Here is a 17,594-nt window from a genome sequence, read left to right on the forward strand (position 1 = left end):
CCAAGAACAAGGGCCAAGGCCCGCGGGTGGACCGGTCGAGTCTGATCACGGTGCGGATGGCGAAATACTCCGTGCCCTCCCGCTTGATCGGCCGGCAGGTGCGAGTGTCTTTGCGGGCGTCGGAGCTGGTCGTCTTCGACGCCCGGACGGTCGTGGCACGCCATCCCCGGGTGGTGGCCCGCGGCGGCGAGTCGGTTGATCTGGACCACTACCTCGATGTGCTGAAACTGAAGCCTGGTGCGCTGCCGGGCTCGACCGCTTTGGCGCACGCACGGGCTACGGGCGCGTTCACGGCGGCGCATGAAGCATTCTGGGCTGCCGCGCGCAAAACTGACGGTGATGCCGTCGCCACTCGGGAGCTGATCGATGTCCTGTTGTTGCACCGCTCCATGGACGCGGCTGATGTTGTTGCTGGTCTGTGGGCCGCGGTCATGGTCGGTGCGGTGACCGCGGATGTCGTCGCGGTCGAAGCCCGCCTGCACGCATCACAACACCACGAAACACCCGGCACGCCCGCGTCTCGCTGTGATCGGGTGAGGTTCCCCTCCGCCGAGCAGCAGCGAGTCGAGCCGAGGGTGGTCAGTCTCACCCAACGGCGTCTGGCGGATCCTGCGGCGGTGATCGCGGGTCTGCCGCCTGACCGGCGTCCGATACCTTCGATGGCCGGATATGACGAACTACTCCATCTACCCGGCAAGTCATCAACCGAAGAACTACCAGCGAGGGAAGAGACCGGATCATGAGCCCCACAACCACATCGATCACGACCACGCTGCGCCGCCGACGCGGGATGACCGAACAGGCAGCCAATGCCGCCGTCGATCAAGCCTGCCGGCGCCTACGACTGCCGACAATCCGGGCGGTAGTGGATAAAGCCATCAGTGCCGCGCAGAAGGAACAACTGACCTACCAAGGTTTTCTCGCAGAGCTGCTGCTGGCCGAATGTGACGACCGCGACCGACGTTCCTCAGTCCGTCGGGTCAAGGCAGCCGGCTTCCCGCGGGACAAATGGTTGGGTGACTTCGACTTCGACGCGAACCCGAACATCAACCCCGCCACCATCCACACCCTCGCCTCCGGAGACTGGGTCCGCAAAGGCCAACCGCTGTGTCTAATCGGGGACTCCGGCACCGGCAAAACGCACCTGCTCATCGGGTTGGGCGCCGCCGCGGCCGAGGCCGGATACCGAGTCAAATACACTCTCGCTACCCGGCTGGTCAACGAGCTCGTCGAGGCCGCCGACGAGAAAGTGTTAGCGCGCACCATCGCCCGCTACGGCCGCGTCGATCTGCTCATGATCGACGAGCTGGGATACATGGAACTAGACCGACGCGGTGCCGAACTCCTGTTTCAAGTACTGACCGAGCGGGAAGAGAAAAACAGCGTCGCGATCGCCTCCAACGAATCGTTCTCCGGCTGGACGAAGACGTTCACCGACCCACGCCTGTGTGCTGCGATCGTCGACCGGCTCACCTTCGGCGGCAACATCATCGAAACCGGCTCCGACTCCTACCGCCTCGCACACACCAAAAACAACCAACCAACGCGTGTGGATGCTAAGACGGAATAGCCCGTAAGCGGAACCTGCGGCGGGCGGTCTCGGGCCCGGGTCTGTCAGATTTCTTGTGTAACTGGTCATCGGCTAGTTGAGTCCTAGGCGGTCGCCGTAGGTCATTGCGAGGGTGTTAAGAATAGCTTTCCACCCGTTGATCTCGCCTGTCGGATTGGCCCGGTTGTGGCGTCGTTCGATGATCGCGAGATACATCACTTTCAGTGCGGATTGTTCGTTGGGGAAGTGGCCGCGACGCCTGGTCGCGGCTCTGAATCTCGCGTTCAACGACTCGATCCCGTTTGTCGTATAGATGAGCTTCCTGATCTCTAACGGGTAGTCGAGAAACGGGGTGAACTCACCCCACGACCGCCGCCACATCGCGATCATCGCCGGGTAGATGGGTTCCCATTCCTTCGCAAACTCGTCGAAGCGTTGCTCTGCCGCCTTCACCGTCGGCGCCTGGTAGACCTGCTTCAACCTCTCCGCGATCGGTTTCCAATACTTCCTGGACGCGAACCGCAGGCTGTTGCGCACCAAATGCACGACACAAGTTTGAACGGTCGCCATCGGCCAGGTCGCGAGGATCGAGTCCGGCAGGCCCTTCAGCCCGTCACAACAGACGAACAGGACATCGGCGACGCCGCGGTTCTTCAGCTCGGTGAGCATGTTCATCCATTGCTTCGATCCCTCACCACCGGTCGGTCCAACCCACATGCCCAGAACGTCGCGATGGCCATCAAGATCGATTCCGAGCGCCACATACACGGGTCGGTTGCCGACCTGCCCATCCCGAACCTTCATCACGATCGCGTCGATGAGGATCACTGGATACACCGGATCCAGGGGCCTTGCCTGCCACACCTCCATGTCGGCCACGACCCGGTCGGTGACTTTCGACACCAGCTCCCGGGAGATGTCTTGCCCATACACGTCGGAGAGGTGGGCCTGGATATCGCCGGTCGTGAGCCCTTTCGCATAAAGCGAGACGACGGCCTCATCGAAGCCCGCGATGCGACGCTGATATTTCGGCACGATCGCCGGCTCGAAAGTTCCCTGCCGATCCCTCGGAATCTGGACCGTCACTTCACCGATCTCGGTCCGCAACGTTTTCGGCGTCGACCCGTTCCTCGAGTTCTGCCCGTTGCGGCCGTCGAAGTCGTGCTTGTCATAACCCAGATGGTCAGACATCTCGACCTCAAGAGCTGTCTGCAACACCTGCCGGGTCAACCCCGTCAGGAGCCCATTCGGCCCAGTCAACTCGATGCCCTGCCCCTTAGCCGACTCGACGAGCTCCGCCGCTAACGCGGCGAAATCGGTCTCCGCCGGCAACGGCCGGCCCGTCTCAGGATCAAAGCGAAGATGCTTCTGAATATCTCTGCTCATGCGTCATTGTTCCCATCCCACAGCTCCCAGCCGCGGATGTCACGCCGAACCAATTACACAAGATTTCTTACAGACCCGGTTGCGGCCGACGAGATCACCGAACGAAGGCCACCGCTCTGTTGTAGCGCCGACGCGCTCACGCGTTGACGTGTTGGCCACCCGGCAAGTCACCAGGTGGGGCCAGATCTAGCCGTCATCCTGGGGCCACTTTGAGTTGACATAGCCACTCCCGAGTACTCCGACTGCACCCGGATAAGAAGTTCGGACACATCATCGTCCCCGTGGCGATTGCCCAGTCTGACTTCAACGACGGCATGTCAGTCGAAGAGGTTTCCGTAGCGCTGAGGAAAGACCGCCGCTGGAAAACAGTGTTCGCGACTGTGAAAGCGCTCGGGCTCCACGACGAAGTTGTGAAACAGATCATCGACCAGGCCGTTCGGCGGTCGGACACAGGCCCCGGCGAGGGTGGCGACTTCGACCAGAAGGTCACCATCGACATCTCCGGCGACGTCGGGGAGCGGTTCAAGGTGAGCCTGAAAGAGGGACTTCGCCTGGCCATTCACCGTGAGGTCGCCGGCACGTGGAACGAAGCTTACGGGGAGCTGGCGGCCTGGCTCGCCGAGCACGAGGGCGTCTGGCCGTCTTCGAAGAAGGACCGAAGCGAGAAAGAACGCAAGCTCGGCGGCTGGGTTTCCGGTCAGGTCAGCCTCATGCGCAAGGGGGCGATGTCCAAGGAGCGAAGCAGATATTTTGGAGAACTCCCCGGCTGGTTCGACAGGTACGCAACGGCGAACACCAAGAATGAGAACGCCCTCGAAGAGTACATCGACTGGACCAACGCTCACGGCCGACCGCCGCGGCACGATGCTGCCGACCCCGTCGAAGCTGGACTCGCGTCAAAACGTGCAGCTCTGTCCGTGTTCGTGGCCAAGTTCGGCGGCGTTCTGCTGGGGTCCTCAGACGATGCGACTCCCGATGTCCGTTGAGTATGTGATGCCCGAGGCGCTCCGGGCGAAGCTGCTCGCTTCGTCAGAGAGCCTGGACGCGCTCAGGAGGCCGAAGACCCCACTTGCGCGCCAAGCCCATTGGCTCGAACTGCTCGCGGCGTTTGCGTTACGAGAAGGGCACACTAATGTGCCTCAACGTCATGAAGAAGGCGGGTATGCCCTCGGCAGATTTGTGAACGGACAACGGAAGGCCTACCGGGCGGGTGCACTTTCATCAGCTTGGATAGAGGCTCTTGAAGGGCTTGTTGGGTGGACGTGGGACGCGCAGGCGGACGCTTTCGCGAGCTCTCTAGCGCTCATGCACTCGTTCGCGCTCCGCGAAGGGCACGCTGACGTGCCGCGGGGCCACATCGAAGGCGGACGCAGGCTCGCAGTCTTCGCCACGACCCAGAAGGTCATGCACCGCGCTGGAAGGCTCTCCAATGAGCGGATCAGCGCCTTGGGGCAGGTCACCGGCTGGACGTGGGGCGTTCAGTCAGACTCGTTCACAACCGGGTTGCCGCACTTGTTGACGTTCGCCCGCCGCGAGGGCCACGCTGATGTGCCTCGGGGACACATCGAGGACGGTTTCAAGCTAGGCAGGTTCGCCCACGCGCTACAGGGTATGTACGGCGCCGGGACGCTTTCCCATGATCGGATCAGAAGACTCGAACAGGTCACCGGCTGGACCTGGGGTGCTCACGCGGAAGCGTTCGCAACCGCGACACGTTACCTGCTGGCATTCGTCCTCCGCGAAGGCCACGCTGACGTTCCTCAGGGGCACATCGAGGACGGTTTCAAGCTAGGCAGATTCGTGAAGTCCCAACGCGCCTTCTATAACGCAGGAACGTTACCCGAGGACTGCATCGAGTCTCTGGAGAGCATCGCGGGCTGGTCGTGGGAATCGAAGTCAAACTCCTTCATCGCGGCGCTCGACCATCTGAATTCATTTGCCCTCCGCGAAGGTCACGCTGACGTTCCGCAGAACCACAATGAAGATGGGTTTCTCCTCGGCCGCTTCGTGAACAAGCAACGACCCGAATACCGCGCAAACAGACTCTCCCCAAGCCGCATAGCCGCCCTTGAGGCGGTTGCCGGCTGGAAATGGAATCATCGGACCGGCAAATGACGACGGATACATATCGCTTCCCGACCCGTTCCTCGTCTCACCGCGCATGGCCTTCCCATGACCACCACGAACCAGTACTCCCGCGCGCTCGATGAGATTTATGCGCACCGCCGCTCTTTCGCATACGAAGCGGGCGTCGTTCAGGCGAGCTTGACGATGGCGAGGTTCCCGAAGTCCCGTCGGGAGGCGAGCGCAGGGCAGGTCGTCCGAATGAGAGCGATCGCTCGTGGTGACGCCGCTGGTATTCGCTCGTATGAGCGCATGAACGCCCGTTCCCTGAGTCGATGCCTTGCCGTCGCCGCTATCGACGGCGCAGGCCGCGACGGCTGGCTCGGAGAGTCTGCGATCGGCTTCTCATCCGATTCGAGCTCTCCCGCACCACAGGAACTCTTCTCGAGAGCGGTCGAGGCGGTGCTTGCGCTTCGCCGGGCGGCCGCGTACGAAATTCCGATCCTCTCCGCGCCCACCGAGTTTGCCAGCTTCCCGAAGTCACGCCTCAGCATCGTTGGTGAGCAGATCAGCCGCCTGACCTCGTCTGCGCAGGGTCATACGGCCGTCGCGTACGCGGGGGTCTTCACGACCTATCTCGATCGGGCGATGGCTGCGGCCGGCGCGAACACGACTTTCACTCGAGCGGAGTTCGAAGCGTCGATCGAGTGAACCGGCCGAGGCCGATACCGACGCCGCGCATGAACTGTGCATGGGACACAACACTGAAACCTCGTTCGTAGCAATCGCTCAGGCGGCAACCCCCGGGCTCGCTATCCGCGAGGCCGTCAACCACTGGAACGACACCGAGCGGAACCGCTACGAAGACGCCCGCGAAGGGCATAGCGACACGCACCCGCTGATGACGCCGGCCGCGGCGGAGCGTTCAATGAACGAAGAGCCTTTCCGTGTCTACGACGGCAAGTCTGTGGCGATCCCCACGTGCGCGGACGCTGACGCGGTCGAGAAGACGACGAAGCACAAGCTGACCGTCTCCGCAGAGGACCTGGTCCAGTTCCGCCGCGGGAACACCTGGGCGCTCACCGAGCGCCTTCGTAAAGACCTTGGCCACACCGTCATTTCTTTCGGGATCGTCTCCCTTCCGAAGGCGCGGAAAGCTGTCGCGACCGCGACCGAGGGGAAGGCGACCACGAAGTACATCGTCAGCTTCCCCGGCGGAAAGACCATCGGCACGTATCACGACTCGCAGTCCGAAGCCCGCGCCGCAGCTCTCGCGACAGTAAACGCGGACCCCACCATCTCCGCTCTCGAGGTCACGGCGCTCATCGTCCGTGACAGCGGCAGCCGCGCGCTGGTGTCCATCACCCGTCCGGAGGCTGAGACCAACGAGATCACGGTGAACGTGACCACGTCGGAGCCGAAGATCGGGGCGAAGCAGGCCGGGTGGTTGGTCGGGTTCGACTACCACAGCTGAGCCGCAGCGGTGCCGCGCATGTAGCGAGTGAAGCGCGCCGTCTCGGCCGCCGCCCTCGTCGCCGCAACGTGCGGCGGGGATTCCAGATGACCTTGTCAGGAGACACCATGCTCAAGAAGACCGCCGCGATAGTGATTGCGATCGGGGTGATCTGCTCCCTCGCCGCCTGCACCGAACCCACGACTCGAGACTCTCAGCTGAACTCCAGCACTCAGAAGTTCGACAACCGGAAGCCGCCGAAAACCTCCGGCGACGCCGAGTACTCCAACTACACCCGCGCCCAGGAGGATGTGTACGACTCCCCGTCGACCATCCTCTGGTGCACGGTGTTCCCGCCGTCCAACACCGCTCCGATCTACACCGTCCCGATCGCCGGCAAGCTCACCTCATCGAGCACCAGCTACTACCCGGGCAACCACTGGGTGGACCACGGTTCCAGCATGGGATCGATGGTTGAGTCTCAGTCTGTGGACGGGATGTTTCACGGCTCGCCGCCGGCGTACCGGTACGGATTTACGCCGAGCGGGCAGTACTGGGACTTCACCAACCTGGCGTACAGCTGCACGACCGCTCTGACCTCTTTCCAGCGCCAGACGCTGAAGGTCGCAACCGTTGACCCGGGAGACTCCGTGACCAAGGAAGCGGAAGCGCTTTTGAAGAAGGGCGACGCCGCTGGCGCTCAGGCCCTGATCGACGGGCTGACCAAATGAGCTGGGACGAGCGGGCAGACCGCTTCGAGAAGAAGCCCGTAGCCACCGGGGTCCGCTGGGCGTTCATCGCTCTGGGTCTCGGCGTGGTCGCCGCAATCATCTTCGGTGTGCTCGGGTTCGCGGGCGCGTGGACGAGCAAGTCCGCGTCGATCGTCAGCCCGGCGAACGTGGAGAAGCAGTACGGCGTCGTCATCAAGAACTGGGAGGCTCTGACCGCTGCGGCGGACACCGCCTGCCAGGTCGCGGCTCCCCAGCCTGCCTCGAGCGACCAGCCGTTGATCGTCGAGTCGCCGAGCCTCGCGTACGCCAGCGTGTACCGGAACATCTGGGTGAAGTACAACGCTGCTCAGGCGAACGTCTTCGACGCCGGCCTTGTCGGTCCTCCCGGATACCCGAAGGAGATCCCGCGGTACAAGGAGGCTTCCGGACCGTCGCCGGACTTCTGTGCCATCAGCGACAAGCTGGCGGCACTGAAGGCCGCGCAGTAGAACGAACACAGAATGGGCGGCACCTTCGCGGGTGCCGCCCATTCTGCTGCCCGGAGGCATACTGGACCCATGCACTGGGAAGCTCTTCGCCGCGTCGAACCTGACGGGCCGATCAGCGCGTCGACTGTCGAGGCGGCAGATTCAGCCTCCGCACTGGACTGGTTTCGAGAGAACCTCGCCGATGGCGAATCTCTCCTGCAGATACGTCGGCTGTGATCGCGGGCATTTTGCTGCCGCGCATGATCTTGGTATGGAACACCTCAACGAAGTGGGCACCCCTGCGCAGCTGCTGGTCGCGGTTCTCGGAGATTACGAGACGGACCGATGCCAAGCCCTGGTCCGCGAGCCCGGTTCTGCCCCGGCCCGCTGCATCCTGAAACGCCACGGCGGGATATTCCAGCACAGCCTCCAGCCGCTGGACACCGCCAGGACCCGCCGAGCGCGGGATGCCGACGTGTGGGATGCCGCCGCGGACTGCCTCGCCGACGACACTCAGCGATCGGTTCTGAAAGGACTGAACCCGCACCGGGATGCGGTCGCCACATGCCTGTAGACGAGCGGATGATTTCTCCTGCGCCCGAGACTGTGAACCCCCGGAAGGACATGATGACTGCCAACACGCTGGAATCGAGCGCCCAGGCGGACGCTTCTGACCTTGTGCCAGCCTCCACCTTGCGGAGCCGACACGCATCCGCTCCATCTGGTTCCGGCTCAGCGCCAGTGGGCGCGCGCGCAGTCCGCGTTCTCATCGCAGTCGGCACACTCCTGATGCTGGCGGCGGGGCTCGCGTTCGCTTGGCTCATCGCGCAGGCTCTCACTAACCGTGCAGTGCTGGTGATGCTCAACTCCGACCTGCATCGCGTCTCCGGGCGCACCGGCCCGCACAACACATCGACGCTCATCACGATCATCGCGCTGTCCGTCATCGGGTTCCTAGTCGGGGTTGTCTGCGTGACGATCGGGGCAGCGAACCGTCCGGGGAAACCTCGCACCGAGCTCACCGCTGTGCAGGAGGCCTGAACCATGGGGAAGAAAAGCCGCGCTGCGTCTGCTCGGACTAACGCCGCGAAGATCGCTGAGATTCGGGCGCGATCCCGATGGTTCGGCTTCACCAGTCTGAAACGGGGAGAAGCAAAGATCGCCTTTGGCGTCGGGCTGTCGTTCATCGTCGTGTCGGTCATCGTCTACGGCCAGCTGGCGATGACCGCCGTCACCGATCGTCTGCGATATATCCAGCTGTCGTACGAGATGCACACCAGTGCCGATGAGTTCGGCCCTCGCACTTTCTCTGCGGTCGCGGCGTCCTCTGGGCCCTTCGTGGTGCTGTTCCTCGTAGGGTGCCTTCTTGTTGCCTTGGCGGACATCTCCCGCCGCCGGCCGCGCCCAGTCTCGGTCGGCGCCCTCCTGGGCGTCTCCGCGGTGTTCCTGTTGGCTTTCCTCGCCGTGTGTCCGTTGCAGTTCGTGACCGGGGTCCTCCCCGGCGACCCGCACTTCGACGGTGTCCGCGTCACCCTCACCCCGCCGGCGATCGTGTTTGCGCTAGGTGCGCTTGCACCGTTGGGTTACCTGCTCGTCCGGCGGATCCGCTCTGGATCTGTCCCGCGCATGTAGTTCTTATGAGCGATGGAAGCAAACCTACGATCACCGTCCGGAAGACGACCTTCGTTGTCGCGGTGCTCGCCGTCGCGGCTTTCGCTACGAACCTCGCCGCGCTTCTGGTTTCCGCTGCGCTTCTTCACACGCCCTTGCTTTCCGCCTCGCTCGTCGTCGACTTCGGCGGGCTGGTGATCGCGGTGATCGTCGCAGTAATCACCCGACAGCTTCGCGCCCAGCCGCCGAACGAAGTTGATCAGCCGTGAGAATGAAAATCGCCGGGTTCGGTGAGAATATCGTCGAAGACGTATCGGTCAGAAACAACGCACATCTTTGTGCGCACTAAGCCTCAGAAGACATATAATGACTACCATGATGGGCACACCGGAACACACGACAGACGAGTGGGAAGCCCGCGTCGGCGAGCAGTTCCGCGCTATCCGCATCCAGCAAGGACTCGACCAGGAAGCCCTTGCGGACAGAGCGTCCATTAGCCGAGGTGCCGTCCAGAACCTCGAGTCGGGCCACGGCTCGAGCCTCGTAACGATCATCAAAGTAGCGCGCGCGCTCGGCCGCACCGAATGGCTCGACACCCTCGATGACACGGGCGGGGAGATCAGCCCGATCGAGATGCTCCGCCAGAAGCGGCTGGAACCGAAGCCCCGCCAGCGCGTTCGCATGGGCTCGGCCAGCTGATGGCGTTCGTCCCGACGCAGCTGATCGAAGTGATCGCCTGGGGCCGCACCGTCGGCGCTCTCGCCAGTGGCCGGACCCGCGGCGCCTACGTTTTCGAGTACGACCCGGCGTGGGTCAGATCCGGCATCGAGATCTCACCCATCCACATGCCGACGTCGCAACGCCGATACACATTCCCCAGCCTGTCGCAGAAGACCTTCCAAGGCCTCCCGCCCGCGATCGCAGACGCCCTCCCGGACAAGTTCGGCAACGGCCTGGTCGACGCGTGGTTGGCACGAGAGGGCGTACCAGTTTCGTCCATCACGGCCCTGGACCGTCTGGCGTACCTCGGCGGCCGCGGGCTCGGCGCGCTGGAGTTCCAGCCGGACACCGGAGCGAAGGACCTGCCTCCCACCGCACTGGATTTGCAGATGCTCGTCCAGAGCGCGCGCGACGCTGTGGCGGGAACGCTGAACTCTGAGGGTGAATCCAAGCAGGCCTTACAGCAGATCATCACCGTGGGCACGAGCGCCGGTGGCGCGCGCGCAAAAGCGGTCGTGAACTTCAACTCGGAGACCCAGGAGATCCGGCCCGGCCATGTGCTGCCGAGCGACGGGTTCGAAGCGTGGCTGCTGAAATTCGACGGTGTCGGCGACGACCACCAGCTCGGGAAGGGCGGAAACTACGGACGGATCGAGTACGCCTACTCGAAGATGGCGCGCGCGGCCGGCATCACGATGACGGAAACGCGACTGCTCGAGGAGAACGGCCGCGCCCACTTCATGACGAAACGCTTCGACCGGACCGCGGAGCGACAGAAGCTTCACACGCAGTCGCTTTGCGGGATGTCCATCCTCGACTTCAATACCATCGGAGTGCACGACTACGCCCAATACCAGGGAGCGATCGGCGAGCTCGAACTCGGCGCGTCAGCCCGCACGGAAGCGTTCCGTCGGATGGTGTTCAACGTGGTCGCCGCGAACTGCGACGACCACACGAAGAACTTCGGATTCCTGATGGACCCGGACGGACTGTGGTCACTCGCACCGGCGTACGACATCACCCACGCTTTCAACCCGGAAGGCGAGTGGACCCACCAGCATCTGATGAGCGTGAACGGAAGGTTCGAGAAGATACGGCGTCAGGACTTCCTCACCTTCGCTGAACGGCACGGTGTCGAACGGGCCGCGTCGATCATCGGTGAGGTGAACGATGCGGTGCGCTCCTGGCCGGAGTTTGCGAAAGAAGCCGGACTCCCTGCCGCGGCGACCGCCGTGGTCGCGAAGGACCACCATGAGGTCGCGCCCGCGAAGAAGAAGAAGCCGGCCGCAACCTGACGTTGCCGCGCATGTTCTTCCCATGAGCCACGCAGAACTCGACATCGTCAACGAAGACGCAACGATCGCGCACGTCCGTGCATCCATTTTCTGGCAGACCCGGCCGGATTGTGAGCACGAGATCGCAGCCGACGCTCTGTCCGACCAGCTGAGACTCGAAGTGTCGCAGCTGAGGACGGAGATCATGCGTTTGACCGCGGAACTCTCCGCGGCGAAGAGCGGAATGGGGACCCTGTCGGCGGCGAGTCTCTTCCTAGACATGGAACGAGCGAGGCATTTCGCCCGGTCGAGCGGCGCTGTCTCCGCTGACCGCTGACCGCGTACCCCGATCGACCGGCAGCTACCCTCGCGGTTACGGCTTCATGTCGTCGTGGGTGACCACCCGGCTGAGCTCAATGGTCCCGTCGACGAGCTTCCAGTAGTGGAGCCGGCGTGCGGACGACGCCTTCTGTTCGACGTACGCTCGGAAGCAGACCGCGCCATCAGCTCGAACGATTCCGCCGACGTCGGCGGCTGCCGTGCCCCGCAGCGGGTGGATCCCTCGGGATTCCCGCGCCAGGTCGCAGAGGACATCCACGACACATTTCATCGCCTTGGTGAACTGGCCGGGGGACAGCTTCTCGAGGGAGTTGACAAACTCCGTACCGACAGAGAAGTCCGGGAGCGGGGTTGTCGGCTTTTCGTTCGCGGGAACGCGGGCGACCCAGGCGAGGTACACCTCATGCTTCACGGCGTCCGCCTCGGTGGGGAAGAGCTCCGGTCGGAAGTCGGATGCGGCCGTCTCGACCTTGCCGTTTTTCTTCCGCAGAGCGGAGAGCTGCTCGGTGTTGCGGGCACGGATGTCGCTCAGCTGGCGGACCAGTCTCGCGTTCTCGACGATCGCTTCATTCATGCGGTCGGCGCAGTCGTTGAGAGCTTGCGCTCGTCCTGCGGCGATGGTTGCCTGCAGCGAAGCGTTCGTCGCTTTGAGCGCGGTGATGGTGAGCAGAGCGTCGTTCAGGGCTCCGGTCTTCCGTCCCGGGCTTGGAGCCTCGGACGGTTCGACAATGGCGATCGGCTGGGTACTCGCGGCGACCGCGGCGATTCCGCTCAGTCGCTGCGGGGCGGGCTCTGTCCGGGGTACGTCAGAGACGACCGGCTCAGAGCGCAGGATTGCGGGTGTGACTGACTGTGCCGGAGCTGACTCAGCCGCAGCCAGCGGGGCTGTGACGGGCGCGCTGGCAGCAGCGGCGGAAGCGCGGGCGAGAAGTTCAAGCTGCTCGGCGCTGAACGCTGAGTTCGCTGCTCCGGTCGGCGGTGTTGCCTGCCCTCTGGGGATGGCAGCGTCGTCGATCAGTTGCTCGGTGGAGGAAGCGCCACCAGCCGCGTCGTATGCGAATCTGAGGGGAGAACGTCGGAGGTCTTCCTCCCAGGCAGTGCCCGGCTGATAGACCCGTCCTGCGCCGCCGTAGACGTGAGAGCCCTCGACCATGAGGTCGGCGAAGGCGTAAGTGAGCGAGCCCGTTTTGATCAGGAACACAGTGGCCGTGTTGCCTAACGCTTCCGCGATTCGGTCAGCGTCTATGAGCGGGACGTCTTCCCGGTTCTGGGTGGAAACAGCCACGACCGGGGTGGTTCTCGCTGGGGAGCGAAGCAGGGTGACAAGGTCTTCGACCTCGCGGACGGTGGTGATCCGGTGGGCGAGCGCGCTGGGCGTACGGTTCCGGGTGGGGGTGGCTGTGACGGTCATGGCCTGAACCTCGATCTGTTTCTGGGCGGCGTTCTCTTTGCCCTCAGAACATGCGCGGCAGCCTGGTCAAGTGTGCAGGTCGAACCTCGCAAGGAGCGTGACGACATCCCACCGGTCGGCGGGGATCTCATAAACGTGCTTGCCGCCCCGATACGACGAGTGCCAGAAGAACAGATGGAACCCGGTCCGGTAGCTGAGCGCCCCGATCACAGATTCTGCCCCGGACCAGCCGCAGGTGACGAAAGCGACCTGCTTTGCGTCGCGACCGAAATCGTCAACCACGTCGGTGATCGAAACGGAGCCGCCATCGAACATCTGCGCCGCGAACGCGACCAGGTCCTTCGGCGTCCCGACGAACGTCTCGATCGCTTCCAGCGACTCGTCGGTCGGGTAGCCGTCCGAGTCGAAGGTGGCGTCTAGTGCGATCATGCGGTGGGCTCGCTTTCGCTGTCATCTGTCGAGAGAACGAAGTCGAACGAGCCGAGCAGCCAGTTGTGTCGCCGGCTCTCGGTGTGGCCGTGATGGTCGAACCAGTGTCCGCTGGCGTCGAGGCTCCACCTTTGCCCTTCGCCGTCAAGGTAGCTTCCCGGCAGGGTCGGCACTTTCGCCAACATGATCTTCCGGTAGGAAGCGGGCACGGAGCGCCACAGCTTCCATCGTGTGCGGATGGTGATTGTGCTGCGCCGATTGGATCGGGACTCGACCGCGCCGATCATCGCGAACCCACGTTCGGCATCAGCGCGGCGAGCAGCTCGTCACGGCAGACCAGATCGGCGGGGGAGCGGTGCCTGAGGTGCTTGTCGATAAGCGCGGCGATCCTCTCGTCAGTGGAGATCGACGAGGCGGCCGGCTGGTGAGAGGTGGCGGTGCGGCTCCGTTCTGTCCGATGGCTCTCGGTCACTTCCCCCACCTCCCGGCCGCAGATCGAGCAGGCGTAAGTTTTGGACATCCCTGGAATGAGCTCGAACTGGAACGCGAAAGAGAGGTCTCCTGGCTGGCAGATTCCCTCCCGGGGGCCGTCCGGCTCCGTGGGGACAGGAGTGTCTGCCGAGAACGCGTCCGCGACCGGAACGTGCAGAGCTCGGCCGTTGATCAGCGGGTCAAGGATCCGGAACACTGACTCGAGACGTTGACGGTCCGTGTCGCCATACTGGATCCCGCGGAGGTCCGCCGCGGTCACCTCGGCGATGATCGCTTGGGCGCTACTGATAGCGGAGAGCAGCGCCGGAATGCCGGCTCGGGCGAGGGCCGCGAGGTCCGCTTCAGCCCGCGGCTCCGCGGTCTCCCATTCGGGGTTGCTGATGCCCGTTCCAGGTAAGGCGGCTCCTGCCGGCTCGATCGCGGTGATCTCGGTGGTGCCGGAGTGGATCTTCTCGTTCGTGCTCTTCTTCATCGTGTTCGTGCTCTTCCTCGTGCTCGTGTTCGTGCTCATCTTCGTGATCGTGACCGTGATCGTGTCGAGGCAGTCATCTGGACCCGACGGCAACTATTACGTCGGACTCGGTTCCAGGCTGACGGGAAGCGGGTGAAGACCGCCGGTGCAGCCGCACATAGCTGACGAAGTCACCCGCGGGATACAGCGCCACATCGAGCAGCTTCTGTTCGACGAGTTGACCATCGGCGCGGCTCAAAGGTTCGCCGGAATCGTCAGCGGTCCTGCGGCTCATCGTGCAACCCATCCGGCCAGAGTTCTGGCGCGAAGGTTCTCATAAGAGACTGTCGCGTGCTCGAACAGTCGATCGCTTGCCGCGAACGAACCGGCGACACCGCGTTTCAGATCGACGAGGAATCTCAACGCCGAGGCTGCCGCACTACTGAGGGCCTGCTGCGCTCCGATCGCCCGCTGTTGCAGGTCCCGCTCGAAGACCGCCTCGCCCGAGACCGAATCGTCCACCGGTGCGATCATCGCCTCGAAGATCGGAAGGAACTCATCCGCACGCCGAAGGCACTCGTCGACCTGCAGCCGGTGTTCGGCCGAACCTTCGCTCGCGCAGGTGCGCGCGGCATCCCAGGACAGCTTGGTCTCGGTCTGGTAGAGAGCCTGCGCGATGCGCTGTCTGATGGTCTCGCGGGTGTGGATGGTCACGGTGGGTCGCGCTCCTCGGTCGGATGCTCGCGGTCGCGAGCTCACATGTCACCTATTGCATGCGCGGCAGTGCCCGGCGCCGGTAACGTCGGGATCCGATGTCACCATTCCGAGCCTGGCCACAGGGCCACGTTCGTCGCGGGGTTATGGCCGTCGTCACGCTCGCGGGAGCTCCCGGGCGTGCATCCGGTCAGCGCAGCCCATTCGGCCCGCTCAGCGGCGGTGAGAGCGGAGCGGCCGATTCGGTCGCCGACGCGTTCGACGAACCGGTCCATCGCGTCCATCTGCTCCGCTGACACGACAGTGGGATGCGGCGGGGAGAGCGGAGTGGTTGGGCTCATCGCGACACCGGTTCGAACTTGGCTTCGAGGTCGGAAGCTGACAGGTACAGGTCACCCTTGAACGCTCGGGCGCCCGGTATCTGCAGCAGGGGCAGCGTTTCGGTCAGGTCCACTCGTTTGGTGTTGTCGTACGGGGGACTCTGCTTCGGTCCGCTCCACATTTCGACCGTGTATCCGCTCGGTGCGAACCCGTCGAATTGCCACAGGTGCAGGAGCGTCGCCTGGGCGACGGATGGCACGTCTGCGGTCGCCGGTTCGTCCAGATAGATCCGGGCGATGATCCGTTTTGTGGCGGGGGATCCGTCGTAGCTGGTTGTGGCGACCGCGTCCTGCACGCCGTCGATTGCGGCGATCTCGTCGGACAGCGCTGCGAGTGAGGGGTCTGGAGTGCGTACCGTCGGCGGAGCCAAGGCGCAGCCAGTGAGAAGGATCGCGGCCGCCGCTGCGAGAGCCAGGCCGATGAGGCGGCGGCTCACGGGGTGGCCTCTACGTTCGGCGCCGCTGAGGGGACGGCAAGGCCTGAAGGAAGAACCGGGACCGGGCCTGGCCATGCGCTGTAGTGCTTGCTCATTTCGGAGGCGCCGAGTCCGTATCCGAGGTATCTGATGCGGGTTGGGTCCGAGTCGTAGCCGGTGAATCCGAGCTTCGTGAGGGCGGGGGCAAGGTCGGCACGCTCAGCTGCCGTCGGGGCGTCCGCTGTTCCGATGAAGAAGCTGATCGACACGAGTGTGCTGATGTGGGTTTTGTTCTGCGACCACATCTGGCGGAGCACGTAGTCGAGGAGTTGATCGGTCGCTGGGGCGAGCTCCGGTTCGACGATGATGCGAGCGTTGATTTCGTTTTGGCCAGGGAGACCATCGGGCCCGCCCCCGATCTGGACGAGTGCGACGCCAGGTATGGCTTCGATCGCCCTAGTGACATCCGCTGTGGTGCGCGCCTCCGGGGACGGTTTCGGCCGCGCAAGAAGGCCGCTGCAGCCAGCGAGAGTGAGAGCCAGCACGGCGGCTACCGTGGTCAACCGCGTTGCAGTCTGGAAGCGTGAGGACCAGCGTTTCGGCGCACCAGCGAGGGTCATGCTGGGTTCCGGTCGGGAGTGATGCCGGTCACAGCGCTTCGCCGTCCGGGCCGGTGACCGGTCCGAGAGCCGTTCCGAGCTCATTGAGAATGGTGTCCAGAGAGTCGGGTGCCGGCGCGACGGAGGCGTGGAATTCGTAGAGTTCGCGGATGTTCTGCAGCGCTGCGAGGTGCTTGGTGTCACGGTCGAGTTCGTGGGTGGCGACGAGAAGCATGATGTAGGCGAGGATGAGTTCGTTCGCGGCTTCGGCGTCCTTGTTGGGGGCGTTCAGGAGTGGGAGAGTTCCGCTTATCCAGTCTCCGAGTCCTTCGTCGGTCAGTCTGGCGACTCGGATGTCGATCTGCTCCTGGCGGGCGATTGCGGCGCTCAGGAGCTGCTGGTCTTCCTCTTCGATGGAGTTCATAGGAAGACCATGCGCGGGAGGTCATCGCCTGAAGCTCCGTTGCCCCCGCAGTGGGGGTGCGAGGAGCTTCAAGAATGGTGCAATAGCGCAAATGATCAGATAGCCTGAGTGAGGTCGTTCATGCGCGTGATGCCATGGCCGACGGTAGCTCCGAGCGACAGAATTGCTTAGCGGGTACAGAGACTTGACACCTGCTACCGCAAAGGAAATCGTGACCTCGTTCGTCGCCCATCACGTCAACATACAAAGCCTGTCGCGCACCGCGCGCCGACGTCCAGGCCGGTCCAAGATCACCATCAGTCGGGTCATGTCTCTGGCCAACTTCGCCCCAGCTCGGCGTGCTAGTCCGGCAGGTGAGATCAGAGACTCTGGTCGGCCTGCGCTCAGTGAGCCCCGCCGCGAACCATCCATCCATGAGCTCCTCACTACCGCCGAGTCGCGCGCTCTCGGTTTCATCGTCATCATGGCTTGCACGCAACTGTCCTGGCAGGCCGGAGTGGTCGCCGAGCGGCTCTTCAGCGGATCTATCGCGGCACCCTCCGACGCGCTGATGCCGGAACAGATGGCCGAAGCGCTTGAGATGACAATCGACCAGACCGAGGCCGTCATCGCCCAAGCCAAAGACGTCGCCCACGAGATATGCCGTTCCGAGCTCGGCATCACCTCGCCGTGGGGCCGTTGAGG

At 63.8% G+C, this 17,594-nt stretch carries 26 protein-coding genes and 1 pseudogene; 17 read left to right on the top strand and 10 right to left on the bottom strand.

The genetic code is table 11. From position 1 onward, the window contains the following. Window positions 1-20: 20 nt before the first annotated feature. A pseudogene (locus tag F1C58_RS16175) lies at window positions 21-743 on the top strand (IS21 family transposase); the annotation flags it as partial. Further along, window positions 740-1,570 (top strand): IS21-like element helper ATPase IstB, encoded by an 831-nt coding sequence (gene istB, locus F1C58_RS16180; RefSeq protein WP_185204300.1) that lies wholly within the window; start codon window positions 740-742, stop codon window positions 1,568-1,570. The pseudogene F1C58_RS16175 and the gene istB, both read left to right, overlap by 4 nt. Before the next feature lie 72 nt (window positions 1,571-1,642). Here istB and F1C58_RS16185 read toward each other — a convergent pair whose 3' ends face one another. After that, window positions 1,643-2,935 (bottom strand): IS256 family transposase, encoded by a 1,293-nt coding sequence (locus F1C58_RS16185; protein WP_185201280.1) that lies wholly within the window; start codon window positions 2,933-2,935, stop codon window positions 1,643-1,645. A gap of 281 nt (window positions 2,936-3,216) precedes the next feature. Here F1C58_RS16185 and F1C58_RS16190 point away from each other — a divergent pair, with 281 nt between their 5' ends. From F1C58_RS16190 to F1C58_RS16250, 13 genes are all read left to right on the top strand, one after another. Next, window positions 3,217-3,921, top strand: coding sequence for a helicase associated domain-containing protein (locus tag F1C58_RS16190; protein ID WP_185204301.1), 705 nt, complete (start codon window positions 3,217-3,219; stop codon window positions 3,919-3,921). Then, window positions 3,911-5,050, top strand: a complete 1,140-nt coding sequence (locus F1C58_RS16195) for a helicase associated domain-containing protein (protein WP_185204302.1) — start codon at window positions 3,911-3,913, stop codon at window positions 5,048-5,050. Before F1C58_RS16190 ends, F1C58_RS16195 begins: the two co-directional genes overlap by 11 nt. Window positions 5,051-5,311: 261 nt before the next feature. After that, entirely contained in the window at window positions 5,312-5,710 is a 399-nt protein-coding gene (locus F1C58_RS16200) for a hypothetical protein (RefSeq protein ID WP_185204303.1), read from the top strand. Between the two features lie 40 nt (window positions 5,711-5,750). Continuing rightward, a complete protein-coding gene (locus tag F1C58_RS16205; RefSeq protein ID WP_185204304.1) occupies window positions 5,751-6,473 on the top strand; it encodes a hypothetical protein in 723 nt (240 codons plus the stop codon). An 86-nt stretch (window positions 6,474-6,559) separates the two neighbouring features. Next, a complete protein-coding gene (locus tag F1C58_RS16210; RefSeq protein ID WP_185204305.1) occupies window positions 6,560-7,183 on the top strand; it encodes a hypothetical protein in 624 nt (207 codons plus the stop codon). Then, window positions 7,180-7,671 (top strand): hypothetical protein, encoded by a 492-nt coding sequence (locus tag F1C58_RS16215; protein ID WP_185204306.1) that lies wholly within the window; start codon window positions 7,180-7,182, stop codon window positions 7,669-7,671. Before F1C58_RS16210 ends, F1C58_RS16215 begins: the two co-directional genes overlap by 4 nt. Before the next feature lie 181 nt (window positions 7,672-7,852). Next, window positions 7,853-8,224 (top strand): hypothetical protein, encoded by a 372-nt coding sequence (locus F1C58_RS16220; RefSeq protein ID WP_219732087.1) that lies wholly within the window; start codon window positions 7,853-7,855, stop codon window positions 8,222-8,224. A gap of 167 nt (window positions 8,225-8,391) precedes the next feature. Beyond that, the gene (locus F1C58_RS16225; protein WP_185204308.1) at window positions 8,392-8,691 is read left to right on the top strand and encodes a hypothetical protein; all 300 of its coding nucleotides are present in this window, start codon (window positions 8,392-8,394) and stop codon (window positions 8,689-8,691) included. A 3-nt stretch (window positions 8,692-8,694) separates the two neighbouring features. Beyond that, window positions 8,695-9,282, top strand: coding sequence for a hypothetical protein (locus F1C58_RS16230; protein ID WP_185204309.1), 588 nt, complete (start codon window positions 8,695-8,697; stop codon window positions 9,280-9,282). A gap of 5 nt (window positions 9,283-9,287) precedes the next feature. Beyond that, window positions 9,288-9,530, top strand: coding sequence for a hypothetical protein (locus tag F1C58_RS16235; protein WP_185204310.1), 243 nt, complete (start codon window positions 9,288-9,290; stop codon window positions 9,528-9,530). A 106-nt stretch (window positions 9,531-9,636) separates the two neighbouring features. Continuing rightward, complete coding sequence (locus F1C58_RS16240) at window positions 9,637-9,960, top strand: helix-turn-helix transcriptional regulator (protein WP_185204311.1); 324 nt, start codon at window positions 9,637-9,639, stop codon at window positions 9,958-9,960. Beyond that, window positions 9,960-11,276, top strand: coding sequence for a type II toxin-antitoxin system HipA family toxin (locus F1C58_RS16245; RefSeq protein ID WP_185204312.1), 1,317 nt, complete (start codon window positions 9,960-9,962; stop codon window positions 11,274-11,276). Before F1C58_RS16240 ends, F1C58_RS16245 begins: the two co-directional genes overlap by 1 nt. 22 nt (window positions 11,277-11,298) lie before the next feature. Then, window positions 11,299-11,592: a hypothetical protein gene (locus F1C58_RS16250; protein WP_185204313.1), complete on the top strand. Its 294-nt coding sequence runs from the start codon at window positions 11,299-11,301 to the stop codon at window positions 11,590-11,592. A 36-nt stretch (window positions 11,593-11,628) separates the two neighbouring features. Here the strand turns inward: F1C58_RS16250 and F1C58_RS16255 are convergent, their stop codons facing one another. The 4 genes from F1C58_RS16255 to F1C58_RS16270 form a co-directional block, all read right to left on the bottom strand. Beyond that, a complete protein-coding gene (locus tag F1C58_RS16255) occupies window positions 11,629-13,005 on the bottom strand; it encodes a hypothetical protein (RefSeq protein WP_185204314.1) in 1,377 nt (458 codons plus the stop codon). Window positions 13,006-13,071: 66 nt separating this feature from the next. Next, a complete protein-coding gene (locus F1C58_RS16260) occupies window positions 13,072-13,434 on the bottom strand; it encodes a hypothetical protein (protein WP_185204315.1) in 363 nt (120 codons plus the stop codon). Then, complete coding sequence (locus F1C58_RS16265) at window positions 13,431-13,721, bottom strand: hypothetical protein (RefSeq protein WP_185204316.1); 291 nt, start codon at window positions 13,719-13,721, stop codon at window positions 13,431-13,433. The genes F1C58_RS16260 and F1C58_RS16265 overlap by 4 nt, the downstream gene beginning before the upstream one ends. Further along, window positions 13,718-14,185, bottom strand: a complete 468-nt coding sequence (locus F1C58_RS16270) for a hypothetical protein (protein ID WP_185204317.1) — start codon at window positions 14,183-14,185, stop codon at window positions 13,718-13,720. The genes F1C58_RS16265 and F1C58_RS16270 overlap by 4 nt, the downstream gene beginning before the upstream one ends. A gap of 121 nt (window positions 14,186-14,306) precedes the next feature. Between F1C58_RS16270 and F1C58_RS16275 the strand changes: the two genes are divergently transcribed. After that, the gene (locus F1C58_RS16275; protein WP_185204318.1) at window positions 14,307-14,534 is read left to right on the top strand and encodes a hypothetical protein; all 228 of its coding nucleotides are present in this window, start codon (window positions 14,307-14,309) and stop codon (window positions 14,532-14,534) included. A 134-nt stretch (window positions 14,535-14,668) separates the two neighbouring features. On the opposite strand, the gene F1C58_RS16280 is transcribed toward F1C58_RS16275, so the two are convergent. From F1C58_RS16280 to F1C58_RS16300, 5 genes are all read right to left on the bottom strand, one after another. Next, a complete protein-coding gene (locus tag F1C58_RS16280) occupies window positions 14,669-15,091 on the bottom strand; it encodes a hypothetical protein (RefSeq protein WP_185204319.1) in 423 nt (140 codons plus the stop codon). Between the two features lie 101 nt (window positions 15,092-15,192). Next, window positions 15,193-15,432 (bottom strand): hypothetical protein, encoded by a 240-nt coding sequence (locus F1C58_RS16285; protein WP_185204320.1) that lies wholly within the window; start codon window positions 15,430-15,432, stop codon window positions 15,193-15,195. Then, window positions 15,429-15,908 carry a hypothetical protein gene (locus tag F1C58_RS16290; RefSeq protein ID WP_185204321.1) on the bottom strand — a complete coding sequence of 160 codons (480 nt, stop codon included), beginning with the start codon at window positions 15,906-15,908 and terminating at the stop codon, window positions 15,429-15,431. The genes F1C58_RS16285 and F1C58_RS16290 overlap by 4 nt, the downstream gene beginning before the upstream one ends. Further along, window positions 15,905-16,450 (bottom strand): hypothetical protein, encoded by a 546-nt coding sequence (locus tag F1C58_RS16295; protein WP_185204322.1) that lies wholly within the window; start codon window positions 16,448-16,450, stop codon window positions 15,905-15,907. The genes F1C58_RS16290 and F1C58_RS16295 overlap by 4 nt, the downstream gene beginning before the upstream one ends. Window positions 16,451-16,535: 85 nt before the next feature. Next, on the bottom strand, window positions 16,536-16,910 hold the full coding sequence (locus tag F1C58_RS16300) for a hypothetical protein (protein ID WP_185204323.1): 375 nt from the start codon (window positions 16,908-16,910) through the stop codon (window positions 16,536-16,538). 211 nt (window positions 16,911-17,121) lie between these two features. Between F1C58_RS16300 and F1C58_RS16305 the strand changes: the two genes are divergently transcribed. Beyond that, window positions 17,122-17,592 carry a hypothetical protein gene (locus F1C58_RS16305; protein ID WP_185204324.1) on the top strand — a complete coding sequence of 157 codons (471 nt, stop codon included), beginning with the start codon at window positions 17,122-17,124 and terminating at the stop codon, window positions 17,590-17,592. Window positions 17,593-17,594: the final 2 nt, after the last annotated feature.

Source organism: Glaciihabitans sp. INWT7, from assembly GCF_014217685.1.
Classification (GTDB): Bacteria; Actinomycetota; Actinomycetes; order Actinomycetales; family Microbacteriaceae; genus Lacisediminihabitans.

Bases quoted from the DNA above. Each gene is read 5' to 3' on its own strand.
- F1C58_RS16205 (WP_185204304.1), top strand. From the start codon at position 5,751: ATGGGACACAACACTGAAACCTCGTTCGTAGCAATCGCTCAGGCGGCA.
- F1C58_RS16265 (WP_185204316.1), bottom strand. From the start codon at position 13,721: ATGATCGGCGCGGTCGAGTCCCGATCCAATCGGCGCAGCACAATCACC.
- F1C58_RS16220 (WP_219732087.1), top strand. From the start codon at position 7,853: ATGGCGAATCTCTCCTGCAGATACGTCGGCTGTGATCGCGGGCATTTT.
- F1C58_RS16235 (WP_185204310.1), top strand. From the start codon at position 9,288: ATGAGCGATGGAAGCAAACCTACGATCACCGTCCGGAAGACGACCTTC.
- F1C58_RS16255 (WP_185204314.1), bottom strand. From the start codon at position 13,005: ATGACCGTCACAGCCACCCCCACCCGGAACCGTACGCCCAGCGCGCTC.
- F1C58_RS16240 (WP_185204311.1), top strand. From the start codon at position 9,637: ATGATGGGCACACCGGAACACACGACAGACGAGTGGGAAGCCCGCGTC.
- F1C58_RS16230 (WP_185204309.1), top strand. From the start codon at position 8,695: ATGGGGAAGAAAAGCCGCGCTGCGTCTGCTCGGACTAACGCCGCGAAG.
- F1C58_RS16210 (WP_185204305.1), top strand. From the start codon at position 6,560: ATGACCTTGTCAGGAGACACCATGCTCAAGAAGACCGCCGCGATAGTG.
- F1C58_RS16200 (WP_185204303.1), top strand. From the start codon at position 5,312: ATGAACGCCCGTTCCCTGAGTCGATGCCTTGCCGTCGCCGCTATCGAC.
- F1C58_RS16275 (WP_185204318.1), top strand. From the start codon at position 14,307: ATGCCCGTTCCAGGTAAGGCGGCTCCTGCCGGCTCGATCGCGGTGATC.
- F1C58_RS16245 (WP_185204312.1), top strand. From the start codon at position 9,960: ATGGCGTTCGTCCCGACGCAGCTGATCGAAGTGATCGCCTGGGGCCGC.
- F1C58_RS16185 (WP_185201280.1), bottom strand. From the start codon at position 2,935: ATGAGCAGAGATATTCAGAAGCATCTTCGCTTTGATCCTGAGACGGGC.
- F1C58_RS16285 (WP_185204320.1), bottom strand. From the start codon at position 15,432: ATGAGCCCAACCACTCCGCTCTCCCCGCCGCATCCCACTGTCGTGTCA.
- F1C58_RS16250 (WP_185204313.1), top strand. From the start codon at position 11,299: ATGAGCCACGCAGAACTCGACATCGTCAACGAAGACGCAACGATCGCG.
- F1C58_RS16195 (WP_185204302.1), top strand. From the start codon at position 3,911: ATGTCCGTTGAGTATGTGATGCCCGAGGCGCTCCGGGCGAAGCTGCTC.
- F1C58_RS16215 (WP_185204306.1), top strand. From the start codon at position 7,180: ATGAGCTGGGACGAGCGGGCAGACCGCTTCGAGAAGAAGCCCGTAGCC.
- F1C58_RS16260 (WP_185204315.1), bottom strand. From the start codon at position 13,434: ATGATCGCACTAGACGCCACCTTCGACTCGGACGGCTACCCGACCGAC.
- istB (WP_185204300.1), top strand. From the start codon at position 740: ATGAGCCCCACAACCACATCGATCACGACCACGCTGCGCCGCCGACGC.
- F1C58_RS16300 (WP_185204323.1), bottom strand. From the start codon at position 16,910: ATGAACTCCATCGAAGAGGAAGACCAGCAGCTCCTGAGCGCCGCAATC.